Origin of the sequence: Klebsiella sp. LY (assembly GCF_004010915.1) — a bacterium.
Classification (GTDB): Bacteria; Pseudomonadota; Gammaproteobacteria; order Enterobacterales; family Enterobacteriaceae; genus Klebsiella; species Klebsiella quasipneumoniae.
The window spans coordinates 1,542,121-1,558,396 of the sequence record NZ_CP022444.1 but is presented as its reverse complement, the minus strand read 5'-3'; the positions used below and the strand labels follow the sequence as shown (position 1 = coordinate 1,558,396).

Annotated in this window: 8 protein-coding genes; 6 read left to right on the top strand and 2 right to left on the bottom strand. The window is 61.8% G+C overall.

Going from position 1 to position 16,276, the window contains the following annotated elements; translation table 11 throughout:
* Positions 1 to 3 precede the first annotated feature (3 nt).
* From recC to recD, 4 genes are all read left to right on the top strand, one after another.
* On the top strand, positions 4 to 3,381 hold the full coding sequence (recC, locus tag CE636_RS10370) for an exodeoxyribonuclease V subunit gamma (protein WP_017899233.1): 3,378 nt from the start codon (positions 4 to 6) through the stop codon (positions 3,379 to 3,381).
* Between the two features lie 120 nt (positions 3,382 to 3,501).
* A complete protein-coding gene (gene ptrA / locus CE636_RS10365) occupies positions 3,502 to 6,387 on the top strand; it encodes a pitrilysin (protein WP_017899232.1) in 2,886 nt (961 codons plus the stop codon).
* Positions 6,384 to 9,920, top strand: coding sequence for an exodeoxyribonuclease V subunit beta (gene recB, locus CE636_RS10360; protein ID WP_017899231.1), 3,537 nt, complete (start codon positions 6,384 to 6,386; stop codon positions 9,918 to 9,920). Before ptrA ends, recB begins: the two co-directional genes overlap by 4 nt.
* Positions 9,917 to 11,761, top strand: a complete 1,845-nt coding sequence (recD, locus tag CE636_RS10355; protein WP_017899230.1) for an exodeoxyribonuclease V subunit alpha — start codon at positions 9,917 to 9,919, stop codon at positions 11,759 to 11,761. Before recB ends, recD begins: the two co-directional genes overlap by 4 nt.
* Positions 11,762 to 11,818: 57 nt before the next feature.
* Here the strand turns inward: recD and CE636_RS10350 are convergent, their stop codons facing one another.
* Entirely contained in the window at positions 11,819 to 12,139 is a 321-nt protein-coding gene (locus CE636_RS10350) for a hypothetical protein (protein ID WP_017899229.1), read from the bottom strand.
* A 227-nt stretch (positions 12,140 to 12,366) separates the two neighbouring features.
* Entirely contained in the window at positions 12,367 to 13,698 is a 1,332-nt protein-coding gene (gene argA / locus CE636_RS10345; RefSeq protein WP_004149616.1) for an amino-acid N-acetyltransferase, read from the bottom strand.
* A gap of 227 nt (positions 13,699 to 13,925) precedes the next feature.
* Between argA and amiC the strand changes: the two genes are divergently transcribed.
* The gene (amiC, locus tag CE636_RS10340; RefSeq protein WP_017899228.1) at positions 13,926 to 15,179 is read left to right on the top strand and encodes an N-acetylmuramoyl-L-alanine amidase AmiC; all 1,254 of its coding nucleotides are present in this window, start codon (positions 13,926 to 13,928) and stop codon (positions 15,177 to 15,179) included.
* Positions 15,180 to 15,196: 17 nt separating this feature from the next.
* A complete protein-coding gene (gene cobD / locus CE636_RS10335; RefSeq protein WP_017899227.1) occupies positions 15,197 to 16,273 on the top strand; it encodes a threonine-phosphate decarboxylase CobD in 1,077 nt (358 codons plus the stop codon).
* Positions 16,274 to 16,276 lie beyond the last annotated feature (3 nt).

Genomic DNA, 16,276 nt, shown 5'->3' with positions numbered 1-16,276 from the left:
ATTATGTTAAGGGTTTACCACTCAAACCGGCTGGATGTTCTCGAAGCGTTGATGGAGTTTATCGTCGAGCGCCAGCGGCTGGATGACCCTTTTCAGACTGAAATGGTGCTGGTGCAGAGTACCGGTATGGCGCAGTGGCTGCAGATGACCCTGGCCTCGCGCTTCGGCATTGCCGCCAACATCGAGTTCCCGCTGCCGGCGAGATTTATCTGGGATATGTTCGTGCGCGTCCTGAAGGATATCCCTGGCGAAAGCGCCTTCAGCAAGCAGAGCATGAGCTGGAAGCTGATGACTCTCCTGCCGCAGCACCTGGAAGAGGACGATTTTATCCTGCTGCGCCAGTATCTGAGCGATGACGGCGACAAGCGCAAGCTGTTTCAGCTGGCCGCCCGGGTAGCGGACCTCTATGACCAATATCTGGTTTATCGCCCGGAATGGCTGATGCGCTGGGAGGCCGACCAGCGGGTTGACGGCCTCGGCGACGCCCAGCAGTGGCAGGCGCCGCTGTGGAAAGCGCTGGTGCGCTATACCGCCGAGCTGGGGCAGCCGCAGTGGCACCGCGCCAATCTCTATCAGCGCTTTATCAGCGCCCTGGAAAAGGCGGATGAACCGCCCGCCGGGCTGCCGTCGCGCGTCTTTATCTGTGGAATTTCCGCGCTGCCGCCGGTCTATCTTCAGGCGCTGCAGGCGCTGGGTAAGCATGTCGATGTCTATGTGCTGTTCACCAACCCCTGCCGCTATTACTGGGGTGATATTAAAGATCCGGCGTTCCTGGCGAAGCTGCTATCGCGTCAGCGGCGCCATCACCGCGAGGCGCGCGCGCTACCCCTGTTTCGCGACACCGAGCAGGCGCCGGGGTTGTTTAATGACGCCGGGGAGCAGGATGTCGGCAACCCGTTGCTCGCCTCCTGGGGTAAATTGGGGCGCGATTATATCTACCTGCTGGCGGGGCTGGAGCGCTATGAGGAGCTGGACGCCTTTGTCGATATCGTTCCCGATAACCTGTTGCATAATCTACAGTCGGATATCCTGGAACTGCGCAACGCGGCGGTGGCCGGGCAGAGCGCGGAGGCTTTCGCCCACAGTCGCGACAAACGTCCGCTGGCGCAGGATGACCGCAGCCTGAGCATTCATGTCTGCCACAGTCCGCAGCGTGAAGTGGAGGTTCTGCACGATCGGCTGCTGGCGATGCTGGAGGCGGATCCGACGCTCACGCCGCGGGATATCATCGTCATGGTGGCGGATATCGACAGCTACAGCCCCTATATACAGGCGGTGTTTGGCGCCGCCAGCGGCGACCGCTGGCTGCCGTGGGCGATCTCCGATCGCCGCGCCCGCGAGTCGCACCCGGTGCTGCAGGCGTTTATCACTTTGCTCTCGCTGCCCGACAGCCGCTTCGCCAGCGAAGATGTGCTGGCGCTGCTGGACGTGCCGGTGCTGGCGGCGCGCTTTAACATCAATGAAGAGGGTCTGCGCTACCTGCGCCAGTGGGTCAACGAGTCCGGGGTCCGCTGGGGAATGGATGACGACAACGTCCGTGAGCTGGACCTGCCGGCGACCGGCCAGCACACCTGGCGGTTCGGCCTTACCCGCATGCTGCTGGGCTACGCGATGGACAGCCGGGAGGGCGAATGGCAGTCGGTGCTGCCCTATGACGAATCCAGCGGTTTGATCGCCGAGCTGGTAGGTAACCTCGCATCGCTGCTGATGCAGCTTAACCTGTGGCGACGCGGTCTCGCCCAACAGCGGCCGCTGGCGGAGTGGCTGCCGGTCTGTCGCGATCTGCTGAATGACTTTTTCCTGCCGGACAGTGAGACCGAAGCGGCGCTGGCGCTGATTGAGCAGCAGTGGCTGGCGGTGATTGATAGCGGTCTGGAGGCGCAGTATGGCGACCAGGTGCCGTTGACGCTGCTGCGCGATGAGCTGGCCCAGCGCCTCGATCAGCAACGGATCAGCCAGCGCTTTCTCGCCGGCCCGGTCAATATCTGCACCCTGATGCCGATGCGCTCTATTCCTTTCAAAGTGGTTTGCCTGCTGGGGATGAACGATGGGGTTTATCCGCGAACGCTGCCGCCGCTGGGTTTTGATTTAATGAGCCAGAAGCCGCAGCGCGGCGACCGCAGCCGGCGCGATGATGACCGCTACCTGTTCCTGGAGGCGCTGATGTCCGCCGAACAGACGCTGTATATCAGCTACATCGGCCGTTCTATCCAGGACAACAGCGAGCGCTTTCCCTCGGTGCTGGTGCAGGAGCTGGTGGATTACGTCGGCCAGAGCCACTGTCTCGCCGGCGATGAGGAGCTTGATTGCGACGCCAGCGAGGCGCGGGTTAAAGCCCACATCACCCATCTGCATACCCGCATGCCGTTCGACGTCGCTAATTTCCAGGATAACGAGAATAAGAGCTACGCCCGGGAATGGCTGGCTGCCGCCGGCCAGCAGGGGGAGGCGCATAGCGACTTCATTCAACCGCTTACCCCGCCGCCGATAGACAGCCTGCCGTTCGAGCAGCTCCTGCGCTTCTGGCAGCACCCGGTTCGCGCGTTCTTTCAGCAGCGTCTGCGGGTCAATTTCCGTGCGGAAGAGGATGATATTCCCGATGACGAGCCCTTCACCCTGGAAGGGCTGAGCCGTTATCAACTGAACCAGCAATTGCTTAATACCCTTATCGAGGAGCAGGACGTCTCGGCCATGTTCCGCCGCTTCCGCGCCGCCGGCGAGCTGCCGTATGGCGCCTTTGGCGAACTGGTGTGGGAGACGCAGCGACTGGAGATGCAGGCCCTGGCCGAGCGGGTGATGGCCGAGCGCCAGCAGGCGCAGAGCATGGAGATCGATCTCCAGTGCGGCGGCGTAAATCTGACCGGCTGGCTGCAGCAGGTGCAGCCGGACGGGCTGCTGCGCTGGCGGCCTTCGCTGCTGAGCGTCTCCCAGGGGATGCAACTTTGGCTGGAACACCTTGTCTACTGTGCCAGCGGCGGTACCGGCGAGAGCCGGCTGTTTGTGCGTAAAGAGGGAGAGTGGCGTTTTCCGCCGCTGGCGCCCGCCGAGGCGCAGGCGTACCTGAATGAGCTGGTGGATGGCTATTTGCTGGGGATGTCGCAGCCGCTGCTGCTGCTGCCGGAAAGCGGTGGCGCCTGGCTGAAAGCCTGTTATGACGCCGAAAAGGATGTCATTTTAATGGACGAAGAGACGCAGCAGAAAGCGCGGAGCAAATTCCTGCAGACCTACGAAGGTAACATGGTGGTCAGCGGGGAGGGGGCCGATATCTGGTATCAACGCCTGTGGCGTTCGCTGGAGCCGGCGCATTACGAAGAAATCATTGCCCAGACGCAGCGTTATCTGTTACCGCTATATCGTTACCATCAGTCCACACAAATTTAAATAGTATAAAAATTGCGCAGTGAATGGCGGTTCATTTATTATGCGCAACGTATCACGGACTGATGGACATAAAAGGCTGCACGCTGTGCAGCGCAAGTTTGTTAATGATGAGGTTCGTGAATGCCCCGCAGTTTATGGTTCAAGATTTTTGTTGTGCTGGCCGCCCTCTGGGCGCCGTTTAGTCAGGCCGACACCGGATGGCAGCCTGTTCAGGAGACGATCCGCAAAAGCGAAAAAGATACGCGTCAGTATCAGGCGATCCGTCTTGATAACGACATGGTCGTGCTGCTGGTTTCCGATCCGCAGGCGGTGAAATCGCTGTCGGCGCTGGTGGTGCCGGTGGGATCCCTGCAGGATCCGGCCGATCATCAGGGGCTGGCGCATTTTCTGGAACATATGACGCTGATGGGGTCACAAAAATATCCCCAGCCTGACAGTCTGGCAGAGTTTCTTAAACTGCACGGCGGCAGCCATAACGCCAGCACCGCGCCCTACCGCACCGCGTTCTATCTCGAAGTGGAGAATAATGCGCTGGACGGGGCCGTAGACCGCCTGGCGGATGCCATTGCCGCGCCGCTGCTGGATAAAAAATATGCCGACCGCGAACGTAACGCGGTCAACGCCGAGCTAACCATGGCCCGGACGCGAGACGGGATGCGCATGGCCCAGGTCAGCGCAGAAACCATTAACCCAGCTCACCCGGCGGCCCACTTTTCTGGCGGCAACCTCGAGACGCTCAGCGATAAGCCCGGCAGCCCGGTACTTGATGCGCTGCATACCTTCCGCGATAGCTGGTACTCCGCCAATCTGATGAAGGCGGTGATCTACAGCAACAAGCCGTTGCCGGAGCTGGCGCGCATGGCCGCTGACACCTTTGGCCGCGTGCCGAATCGTCAAATCAGCAGGCCGGAAATAAGCGTGCCGGTGGTAACCGATGCGCAAAAAGGCATCATTATTCACTATGTGCCGGCGATGCCGCGTAAAGTGCTGCGCGTCGAGTTTCGCATCGACAACAACAGCGATCGCTTCCGCAGCAAAACCGATGAGCTGGTCACTTACCTGATCGGCAACCGCAGCCCGGGGACGCTCTCCGACTGGCTGCAAAAGCAGGGACTGGCGGAAGGCATCCGCGCGGATTCTGACCCGGTGGTGAACGGCAACAGCGGCGTGCTGGCGATCTCTGCCACCCTCACCGATAAAGGCCTGGCGCACCGCGACGAAGTGACGGCGGCCATATTCAGCTACCTCGACCTCCTGCGTACCCAGGGCGTCGACAAACGTTACTTTGACGAGCTGGCGCATGTGCTGGCGCTGGATTTCCGCTATCCGTCGATCAACCGTGATATGGATTACGTGGAATGGCTGGCGGATACCATGATCCGGGTGCCGGTCGAGCATGCGCTGGACGTGGTCAACATTGCCGATCGGTACGACCCGCAGGCGATTAAAGACCGGCTGGCGATGATGACCCCGCAGAACGCGCGCATCTGGTATATCAGCCCGCAGGAACCGCATAACAAGACCGCCTATTTTGTCGATGCGCCGTATCAGGTGGATAAGATTAGCGAGCAGACCTTCGCTGACTGGCAGCAAAAAGCGCAGGCCATCAAGCTGCAGCTGCCGGTGCTCAACCCCTATATTCCGGATGATTTCACCCTCATCAAAAGCGATAAAGCCTGGCCGCACCCGCAGCTGATCCTCGATGAACCGACGCTGCGGGTGGTTTATGCCCCGAGCCAGTATTTCGCCAGCGAGCCGAAGGCGGATATCTCCCTGGTGCTGCGTAATCCCCAGGCGATGGACAGCGCTCGCCGGCAGGTGATGTTTGCCCTCAACGATTATCTCGCCGGCATCGCCCTCGATCAGCTTAGTAACCAGGCGGCGGTCGGCGGCATTTCGTTCTCCACCGGCGCCAATAACGGGTTAATGGTCAATGCCAACGGCTATACCCAGCACCTGCCGGCGCTGTTCAGCGACCTGCTGCAGGGATACTTCAGCTATACGCCGACCGAGGAGCAGCTGGAGCAGGCCAAATCGTGGTATGCGCAAATGATGGACTCCGCTGAGAAGGGCAAAGCCTATGATCAGGCGATAATGCCGATCCAGATGGTCTCCCAGGTACCGTATTTCCAGCGCGAAGTACGCCGGGCGTTGCTGCCTTCCATCACTTTGCAGGAGGTGCTCGACTACCGCGCCAACCTGAAAACCAAGGGGCGCCCTGAACTGATGGTGATCGGCAATATGTCCGCCGATGCCGCCACGACGCTGGCTCGCCAGATCCAGCAGCAGCTGGGCGCTGACGGCAACGAATGGTGCCGCAATAAAGATGTAGTGGTGAACCGGCAGCAGCTGGCGATCTTCAACAAAACGGGCAACAGCACCGACTCTGCGCTGGCCGCGGTGTTCGCACCGCCCAACGTGGATGAGTTCAGCAGCACCGCCGCCAGCACCCTGCTGGGACAGATTATTCAGCCGTGGTTCTATAACCAGCTGCGTACCGAAGAGCAGCTCGGCTACGCGGTCTTTGCCTTCCCGATGAACGTGGGACGTCAGTGGGGCATGGGCTTCCTGCTGCAAAGTAGCGATAAGCAGCCGGCTTTCCTCTGGCAGCGGTTCCAGGCCTTCTTCCCCACCGCGGAGGCGAAGCTGCGGGCGATGAAGCCGGAAGAGTTTGCCCAGCTCCAGCAAGCGGTGATAAGCCAGATGATGCAGGCGCCGCAGACGCTGGGCGAAGAGGCATCGAAACTGAGCAAAGATTTCGATCGCGGTAATATGCGTTTTGATTCACGTGATAAAGTAGTGGCTCAGATTAAACTGCTGACGCCGCAAAAACTTGCTGACTTCTTCCATCAGACGGTGGTGGAGCCGCAGGGCATGACGATATTGTCCCAGATTTCCGGTAGCCAGAATGGCAAAGCGGACTATGCCCAGCCGGCAGGCGGCAAAGTGTGGGAAAACGTCAGCGCATTGCAGCAATCCTTACCCCTGATGCGAGAGAATGAATGACCGACACCGCTGAGTCTTTGGATCCCCTGCGCTTGCCCTTGAGGGGCGAGCGCCTGATAGAAGCCTCTGCGGGCACCGGAAAAACCTTTACCATCGCCGCGCTGTATCTGCGGCTGCTGCTGGGGCTGGGCGGCGAGGCAGCCTATCCCCGCGCCATCAGCGTTGAAGAACTGCTGGTGGTGACCTTTACCGAGGCGGCGACCGAAGAGCTGCGCGGGCGTATCCGCAGCAACATCCACGAGCTGCGCATCGCCTGTATGCGCGGTGAATCCGATAACCCGCTCTACAGCGCGCTGCTGGCGGAGATCGTCGATAAAGACGACGCCGTAAAGACATTGCTGCTGGCTGAACGGCAGATGGACGAGGCGGCGGTGTTCACCATCCACGGTTTTTGCCAGCGGATGCTGAGCCTTAACGCCTTCGAATCGGGCATGCTGTTCGAGCAGCAGCTGATAGAGGATGAATCCCGCCTGCGCTATCAGGCCTGCGCCGACTTCTGGCGCCGTCACTGTTATCCGCTGACCCGCGATATCGCGGCGGTGATCCACGATGTCTGGAAAGGGCCGCGCGATCTGCTGAAGTCCCTTGACCGCTGGCTGCAGGGCGAAGCGCCGCAGCTTAAGTCGCCGCCAGCCGCCGACGAGACGCTGGCCGAACGCCATCAGCAAATCATCGACCGCATTGACTCGCTCAAGCAGCAGTGGCGCGAGCAGGTGGGCGAGATCGAAGGCGTGCTTGAAGATTCGGGTCTTGACCGGCGGAAGTTCAATCGCGGCAACCAGGGCAAATGGCTTGAGAAAGTGACCGCCTGGGCGCAGGAAGAGACGTTGAGCTATCAGTTACCCGACGCGCTGGAGAAATTTGCCCAGTCGTTTCTGCTTGAGCGTACCAAAGCCGGTGGCGAACCGCCCGTACATCCTCTGTTTAGCGCCGTAGAATCGCTGCTGGCCTCGTCGCTGACGCTCACCGATCTGGTGCTGGCGAGAGCGATGGTCGAGATCCGCGATGCGGTCGCGCGCGAAAAGCGCCGCCGCGGCGAGCTGGGGTTTGACGATATGCTCAGCCGGCTTGACGAGGCGCTGCGCGGCGACAGCGGCGAGGCGCTGGCCAGCGCCATTCGCCAGCGTTTTCCGGTGGCGATGATCGACGAATTTCAGGATACCGACCCCCAACAGTACCGGATTTTCCGCCGTATCTGGCGCCAGCAGCCGGAGACGGCGCTGCTGCTGATCGGCGATCCGAAGCAGGCCATCTACGCCTTTCGCGGCGCCGATATCTTTACCTATATGAAAGCGCGCGGCGACGTTGCCGCGCACTACACGCTAGACACCAACTGGCGCTCCTCGCCGGGCATGGTGGGCAGCGTCAACCGGCTGTTCAGCCTCAGCGATAACCCCTTCATGTTTCGCGAGATCCCGTTCCTGCCGGTGAAGGCGGCGGCGAAGAACCAGGGGCTGCGCTTTACCGTTGACGCGGCGGACGTACCGGCGATGAACGTCTGGTTGATGCCCGGCGACACCGTGGGCGCCGGCGATTATCAGACGTTTATGGCGCAGCTCTGCGCCACGCAGATCCGCGACTGGCTAAGCGCCGGTCAGCAGGGGCGCGCGCTGCTGTGGCGTGGGGAAACCTCGCGCCCGGTGCAGGCTTCGGATATTACCGTGCTGGTGCGCAACCGGCTGGAGGCGGCGCAGGTGCGTGAAGCGCTGCAGGCGCTGGGCATCCCTTCGGTCTACCTCTCCAACCGCGACAGCGTTTTTGAGACGCTGGAGGCCCAGGAGCTGCTCTGGCTGCTGCAGGCGGTGTTGTCCCCGGAGCGGGAAAATACCCTGCGCAGCGCGCTGGCGACCTCGATGTTTGGCCTGACCGCGCGGGATATTGAAAATCTCAATCAGGATGAGCAGGCGTGGGACGCGCTGGTGGAGGAGTTCAGTGAATACCGCCAGATCTGGCGTCAGCGCGGGGTGATGCCGATGCTGCGGGCGCTGATGACGGCCCGGCATATCGCCGAGAACCTGCTGGCGACCCGGGGCGGCGAGCGGCGCTTAACCGACATATTGCACATCAGCGAACTGCTGCAGGAGGCGGCCAGCCAGCTGGAAAGCGAGCATGCCCTGGTGCGCTGGCTTACGCAGCATATCGCCGAGCCGGACAGCAACGCTGCCAGCCAGCAGATGCGTCTGGAAAGCGATAAGCACCTGGTGCAAATCGTCACTATTCATAAGTCAAAAGGGCTGGAATATCCCCTGGTCTGGCTGCCGTTTATCGCCCGGTTTCGCAAACAGGACCAGGCGTTCTATCACGATCGCGAGACGTTCGCGGCGGTGCTGGATCTGGGCCAGGATGAGGCCAGCCTCGAACTGGCGGAGGCGGAGCGGCTGGCGGAAGATCTGCGCCTGCTGTACGTCGCCTTGACCCGCGCGGTCTGGCACTGCAGCCTCGGCGTAGCGCCCCTCAGCAGCCGAAAGTCCGGCAACAGCGATTTTCATCTGAGCGCCCTGGGGCGGCTGCTGCAGGCGGGCGAAGCCATGGATGCCGCCGGGCTGGCCGCGCGCTTAGCGGACTTCTGCCATGGCGATATTGCATTGCAGAGGCCGGGCGAGCTGGATCTGACCCCGTGGCAGGCGCCGGCGGCGAGCATCCCCCCGCTGTCGGCGCGCGAGCTGCAGCGCCGCATCGCCGATGACTGGCGGGTAACCAGCTATTCCGGTCTGCAGCAGCATGGCTTCAGCAGCGGGCAGGATCTGCTGCCACGTCTGGATATCGATGCCGTCGGCGTCGGCGAGGTGGTGGAAGAGCCGCAGCTGACCCCGCACCAGTTCCCGCGCGGCGCTGCGCCGGGGACCTTCCTGCACAGTCTGTTTGAGGAACTGGACTTTACCCAGCCGGTGCCGGACGGATGGATGGCGGAGAAACTGCAGCTGAGCGGATTTGACGCACAGTGGGCGCCGGTGCTGACCGACTGGCTGGGGGGCGTGCTGAAGACCCGCCTGCCGGGGCCGGATATCGCGCTCAATCAGCTTGCGGCGCGGGATAAACAGGTGGAAATGGCATTTTACCTGCCCATCGCGCAGCTGCTGACGGCGGAGCGCCTTGATGCGCTTATCCGCCAGTACGATCCCCTTTCCGCCGACACGCCGCCGCTGGATTTCCGCCAGGTGCGCGGCATGCTGAAGGGTTTTATCGATCTGGTCTTCCGCCACGAAGGCCGCTATTACCTGCTGGATTACAAATCCAACTGGCTGGGGGAAGATCGCGAGGCCTATACCCGGCCGGCGATGGAGCAGGCGATGCGGGCCCACCGCTACGATCTGCAGTATCAGCTGTACAGCCTGGCGCTGCACCGCTATCTGCGCCACCGGCTGGCCGATTACGACTATGACCGCCACTTCGGCGGCGTGATTTATCTCTTCCTGCGCGGCATGGACGGTCAGGAGGGGGGGCAGGGGATCTTCACTACCCGGCCGGTGCGACCGCTGATTGACGGTCTGGATCAGCTTTTTGCCGGAGAAACTCAGGAGGAGGCCTCATGACTTTTGATCAACTACTGCTGGCGGCGGTGGAGCAGCGTCTGCTGCGGCCGCTGGACGTCCAGTTTGCCCTGATGGTGGCGCAAAACGACCCGCCGGCGGTCAAGCTGGCGGCGGCCTTGCTGAGCCGTGATGCCGGAGAGGGGCACGTGTGCCTGCCGCTCTCGCGGCTGAGCGGCGACGAGGCGCTGAGCGGGAAAGCGGGGGAGATCCGCGATCGGCTGCTGGCCGACGCCGGCGCGCCGGAGGACTGGCCCGCGCTGCTGCTCGCTTCGTCGGCGGTGAGCTGCGGCGATGCCCCGGCGCCGATGATTTTATGCGGCGACCGGCTCTATCTGAACCGGATGTGGCGCAACGAACTGACCGTCGCCCGCTTCTTCAACGAAGCCAACCGGGTGCTGGAGATGGATGAGGCCCGGCTGGCGGCAACCCTCAATGCCCTGTTCCCTGCCACCGGCGAAACCGACTGGCAAAAAGTGGCCGCGGCGGTGGCGCTGACCCGCCGCATCTCGGTGATCTCCGGCGGTCCCGGGACCGGGAAGACCACCACCGTGGCCAAACTTCTGGCGGCGCTGATCCAGATTGAAGATAGTCCGCGCTGTCGTATTCGTCTGGCGGCGCCGACGGGGAAAGCGGCGGCGCGCCTGACCGAATCGCTGGGCGCGGCGCTGAGAAAACTGCCGCTGACCGACGCGCAGAAAGCGTTGATTCCCACCGAGGCCAGCACGCTGCATCGTCTGCTGGGCGCCCAGCCAGGCAGCCAGCGCATGCGCTATCACGCCGGCAACCCGCTGCATCTCGACGTGCTGGTGGTGGATGAAGCCTCGATGATCGACCTGCCGATGATGTCGCGGCTCATCGACGCGCTGCCGGCTCACGGGCGGGTGATCTTCCTCGGCGATCGTGACCAGCTGGCCTCGGTAGAAGCGGGGGCGGTGCTGGGGGATATCTGCGCCTGGGCGAGCTCGGGCTACACCGCCGCGCGGGCGCAGGAGCTGACCCGGCTGACCGGTTCGCCGGTACCAGCGGGCGAGGGGGCTATCGCTGGCGCGCTGAGAGACAGCTTGTGCCTGCTGCAAAAGAGCTATCGCTTCGGCAGTCACTCCGGCATCGGGAGCCTGGCGCGGGCGGTGAACGCTGGCGCGCGCGCGGAGGTGAAGGCCACGCTGCGCCAGCCGTTTGACGATATCGCGCTTCATCCCCTCAGTACGACCGAAGAGTACGAAGCCATGCTCGGCGCGGCCCAGCTGGGCTATGAGCACTACCTGCAGCTGCGCCGCGAGCGGGTGGAACCGCAGGCCATGCTGGCCGCCTTCAGCGAATTTCAGCTGCTGTGCGCGCTGCGGGAAGGGCCGTACGGCGTGAGCGGCGTCAATGAGCGGCTGGAGCAGCGGCTCAACCGCCAGCGGGCGATCGCCCTGCCGCGCCACTCCCGCTGGTATGACGGCCGGCCGATTATGATCGCGCGCAACGACAGCGCGCTGGGGCTGTTTAACGGCGATATCGGCATTGCCCTGGAGCGCAACGGCGAGCTGCGGGTATGGTTCCTGATGCCCGACGGCGCCATCAAGTCGGTGCAGCCGAGCCGCCTGCCGGAGCATGACACCGCCTGGGCGATGACCGTGCATAAATCGCAGGGCTCCGAGTTCGACCATGCGGCGCTGATCCTGCCGGCGCGCAGCGTTCCTCTGGTGACACGCGAACTGGTCTATACCGCGATCACCCGCGCAAAACGGCGATTGTCGCTCTATGCCGACGAGCAGGTGCTCTCCCAGGCCATTGTGACCCGCACCGAGCGGCGCAGCGGCCTGGCGGAGATTTTCGCCGGGCGTGAAGCCCCCTGAGACGCCGGGTCCGGGCGATGGAAAATGCTGCAGCCGTTGCCCGGGCTGGCGGAAAAATCAGTAACTGAAGAACAGAGGGATAAGCCAGAGCGCCGAGATCGAGTTCATGGCGAAAAAGCGGACTGCTGCGCCGCCGGCCAGCGGTGGGGTGGAACAGCGGGCACAAAAAATCACCAGCGAGGAGATGAGAAGATTCATGCCGGACGTCAGGGCCAGCAGAAATAATATCGCCACGGCGGCGCCAAGCGCGGCATAGCCATTCTGATGATGGCGCTGGTTGTCCCAGAGCAACAAAATCAACAGCAACCACGGATAGAGGGCGACCGCGGCGGTAATGAGGTTGATATGTCTGACCAGCCAGTTCGGTTGGGTTTCCATTCGTTAAGCGATCCTTGCAGGGCGGGTGGTGGCCGTGGCGCCAGTCGATATCCTGTCGACAGCCAGTAGCATATCGGTGAGCCAGCGAGAAAGATATGGTCTGCGTGGAAACCAGGAATTTAGCCCTCGTGCCGCACGTCAGATCGGCGCGAAGAGGGGGATACCGGCCGGGGTTAACGTGATGAGCGTCGCGCTATCCTCGGCCGTTAGAAAGGGGGGAGAAAGAGCTAAGCGAGGTCGGCCATCAGCACCTTCGACCGGCGCTGATAGTTATACATCTGCTTTTTACTCTCCGGCAGCAGGTCGATATCCACCGGCGTGAAGCCGCGCTCCTGGAACCAGTGAATGCTGCGGGTGGTTAACACGAACAGCTTGCTCAGGCCCATCTGTCTGGCCTGGGCGGCAATACGCTCCAGCAGCACCTCTCCCCGCGACGAGCTCCGGTAATCCGGATGCACCGCCACGCAGGCCATTTCGCCGATCTTCTCTTCCGGGAAAGGATAGAGGGCGGCGCAGGCGATGGTGGTGTTATCGCGCTGAATAATGGTGAACTTGTCGATCTCCATCTCCAGCTGTTCGCGGGAGCGGCGCACCAGGATGCCCTGCTGCTCCAGCGGGCTTATCAGCTCAAGAATACCGCCGATATCGTTGATGGTCGCCCGACGGATCTGCTCCGCGCTCTCCATGACGATTTGGGTGCCGATGCCGTCGCGTGAGAACAGCTCCTGCAGCAGCGCGCCATTTTCCTGATAGCTGATCAGGTGGCAGCGCCGCACGCCGCTGCGGCAGGCCTTCACCGCCCCGCGCAGGAAGCGCACGGTGCCAGAGTTATAATCTTCGTCCGCTTCCAGCTCTTCGACGCGGGCCTGCGCTTCATTGGGGAACAGTTCAGAGACAATTTCCCCGGCCTGGTTGTAAACCCCTTGCGACGAACAGAAGCCGATCATTTTCTCCGCCTTCAGCTTGATGGCCAGCTGGGTGGCGATCTCCTCCGAAGTCAGGTTAAAGCTCTCGCCGGTGACCGACACCGCGACCGGCCCCATCAGGACAATGGCGCCGCTGTCGAGCTGGCGATGAATCGCCTCTTCGTCAATGCGGCGAATGCGCCCGCTGTGGCAATAATCGACGCCGTCATCGACGCCCAGCGGCTGGGCGATGATAAAGTTGCCGCTGACGACATTGATATGGGCCCCCTGCAGCGGGGTGTTGTTGAGGCTCATCGACAGGCGGGCGGTGATCTCCAGCTGCAGCATCCCCGCCGCCTGCTTAACCAGCTCCAGCGTTTTGGCGTCAGTCACTCGCGTCTGCTTGTGATAGACCGGCTCGTGGTGGTGCTCGGCGAGATTAGCGTCAATCTGCGGGCGGGCGCCATAGACCACCACCAGGCGAATGCCCAGGCTATGCAATAGTCCTATGTCATTGACAATATTTGAAAAGTTTTCATGCTCAATGGCTTCGCCGCCCAGCATGATGACAAACGTTTTTCCCCGATGGGCATTTATATAGGGAACAGAATGGCGGAATCCTTCTACCAGTTCAGTGCGACGTTCCTTCACCATGACAAACCCTCAATGCATGATTATTCGTAATTATTGTATTTTTATTCTGTTTTGCCGTTAAACGCAAGCCCCAATTTGAGGCTAAGCCACGAAAAACATGTGACCCGGCGCAGGGTGTCAATGAATGTTTACCCTTTTATAGATGACAGGTTATATGCCTTTCGTTAAAGTTTCTGGTCAATCTGTTTGTTTTGGGTATAAATGCGTTTTTATTGCTTGGGAGTGGCATGTCGGGAAACAACTCTGGATTAAGCCGTCGCCGTCTGCTGCAGGGCGCGGGCGCCATGTGGTTAATGAGCGTGAGCCCCGTTGGGCTGGCCGCCGCCGCGCGGGTGGTCGCTGTTCGCGTCTGGCCAGCATCGACCTACACGCGCGTCACGGTGGAATCGAATCATGTGCTGAAATACCGGCAGTTTGCCCTCAGTAATCCGGAACGGGTGGTGGTGGATCTGGAAGGGGTTAATCTCAACTCGGTGCTGAAAGGCATGGGGGGGCAGATCCGCGATGACGATCCCTTTATTAAGTCCGCCCGCGTGGGCCAGTTTGATCCGCAAACCGTGCGCATGGTCTTCGAGCTCAAGCAGAACGTTAAGCCGCAGCTGTTTGCCCTCGCGCCGGTAGCTGGCTTTAAAGAGCGTCTGGTGATGGATCTCTACCCCGCCAACGCCACCGATGTTCAGGATCCGCTACTGGCGCTGCTTGAGGATTACAACAAAGGCGATCTGGAGCGACAGGTGCCGCCGGCGCAAAGCGGGCCGCAGCCGGGCAAAGCCGGGCGCGACCGGCCGATTGTCATCATGCTCGATCCCGGCCACGGCGGCGAAGACTCCGGCGCCGTGGGCAAGTATCGCACCCGCGAGAAAGATGTGGTGCTGCAAATTGCCCGCCGCCTGCGGGCGCTGATCGACAAAGAAGGCAATATGAAGGCCTATATGACCCGCAACGAAGACGTGTTTATCCCGTTGAAGGTGCGTGTCGCCAAAGCGCAGAAGCAGCGCGCCGACCTGTTCGTTTCGATTCACGCCGACGCCTTTACCAGCCGCCAGCCCAGCGGCTCCTCGGTGTTTGCGCTCTCCACCAAGGGGGCCACCAGTACCGCGGCAAAATATCTCGCCCAGACGCAGAACGCCTCGGATCTGATCGGTGGGGTCAGCAAGAGCGGCGATCGCTATGTCGACCACACCATGTTCGATATGGTGCAGTCCCTCACCATCGCCGACAGCCTCAAATTTGGTAAGGCAGTGCTGGAGAAAATGGGCAATATCAATAACCTGCACAAGAACCGGGTAGAGCAGGCGGGCTTTGCGGTGCTGAAGGCGCCGGATATCCCCTCCATTCTGGTGGAGACGGCGTTTATCAGTAACGTGGAAGAGGAGCGGAAGCTGAAAACGGCCAAATTCCAGCAGCAGGTGGCCGAGTCGATCCTCGCCGGGATTAAAGCCTACTTCGCCGACGGCGCGACGCTGGCCCGCCGCGGATAACCATACAGGAAAGGGACATGGCCTTACTGAAAAGCGCCCATGGCGGCAATATCCGCGAGGCCGCCGCCCTGCTGGGCATTGCGCCCGGCGAACTGCTGGACTTTAGCGCCAATATCAATCCGCTGGGAATGCCCGCCTCGCTCAGGCAGGCGATCGTCGACAATCCCGGCTGCGCCGAGCGCTACCCTGACGTTGAGTATCAACAGCTGCATCAGGCGCTGGCAGCCCACCATCGGCTGCCGGCGGCGCATATCCTCGCCGGCAACGGCGAAACTGAATCGATCTTCACCCTTGTCCAGGGCCTTAAGCCGCGGCGGGCGATGATCGTCATTCCCGGATTCGCAGAGTACCGGCGCGCGCTGCAGACTGTGGACTGCGAGGTGGTGGAGTATGCCCTGCAGGAGCGCGATGGCTGGCAGCTGACCGACGGGATCCTCAATGCTCTCACGCCGGCGCTGGACTGCCTGTTTCTCTGCACCCCGAACAACCCCACTGGTCTGCTGCCGGAGCGTGGCCTGCTGGAAGCCATTGCGCAACGCTGTCGGGCGCTAAATATCAGCCTGATCCTCGATGAAGCCTTCCTCGACTTTATTCCCGATCAGCCGGGGTTTATTCCCCTGTTGGCGCAGTATCCGCACGTCTGGGTTCTGCGCTCGCTGACTAAATTTTATGCTATTCCGGGGCTGCGTCTAGGCTACCTGCTCAACGCTGACGCCCGGGCGGTGGCCCGGCTGCGCGAGCGACAAATGCCATGGTCCATCAATGCCTATGCCGCTCTGGCCGGGGAGATCATTCTTCAGGACCGGGCGTATCAGCGGGCCACCTGGCAGTGGCTGCAGGAGGAGGGAGCGCGTTTCTACGCGCAGCTTCAGGAGATGGCCGGGCTGACCGTGTGGCCCGGGCGCGCCAACTACCTGTTCTTGCGCTGTGACAGACCCGATCTTGACCTGCAATACGCCCTGCTGCGCCAGCACGTGTTGATCCGCAGCTGCGCCAACTACCCGGGGCTGGATAGCCGCTATTTCCGGGTGGCGATCCGCAGCGCCGGCGAAAACGACCAGCTGCTGGCGGCGCTGCGCCGGGCGCTGGCCTGAGCC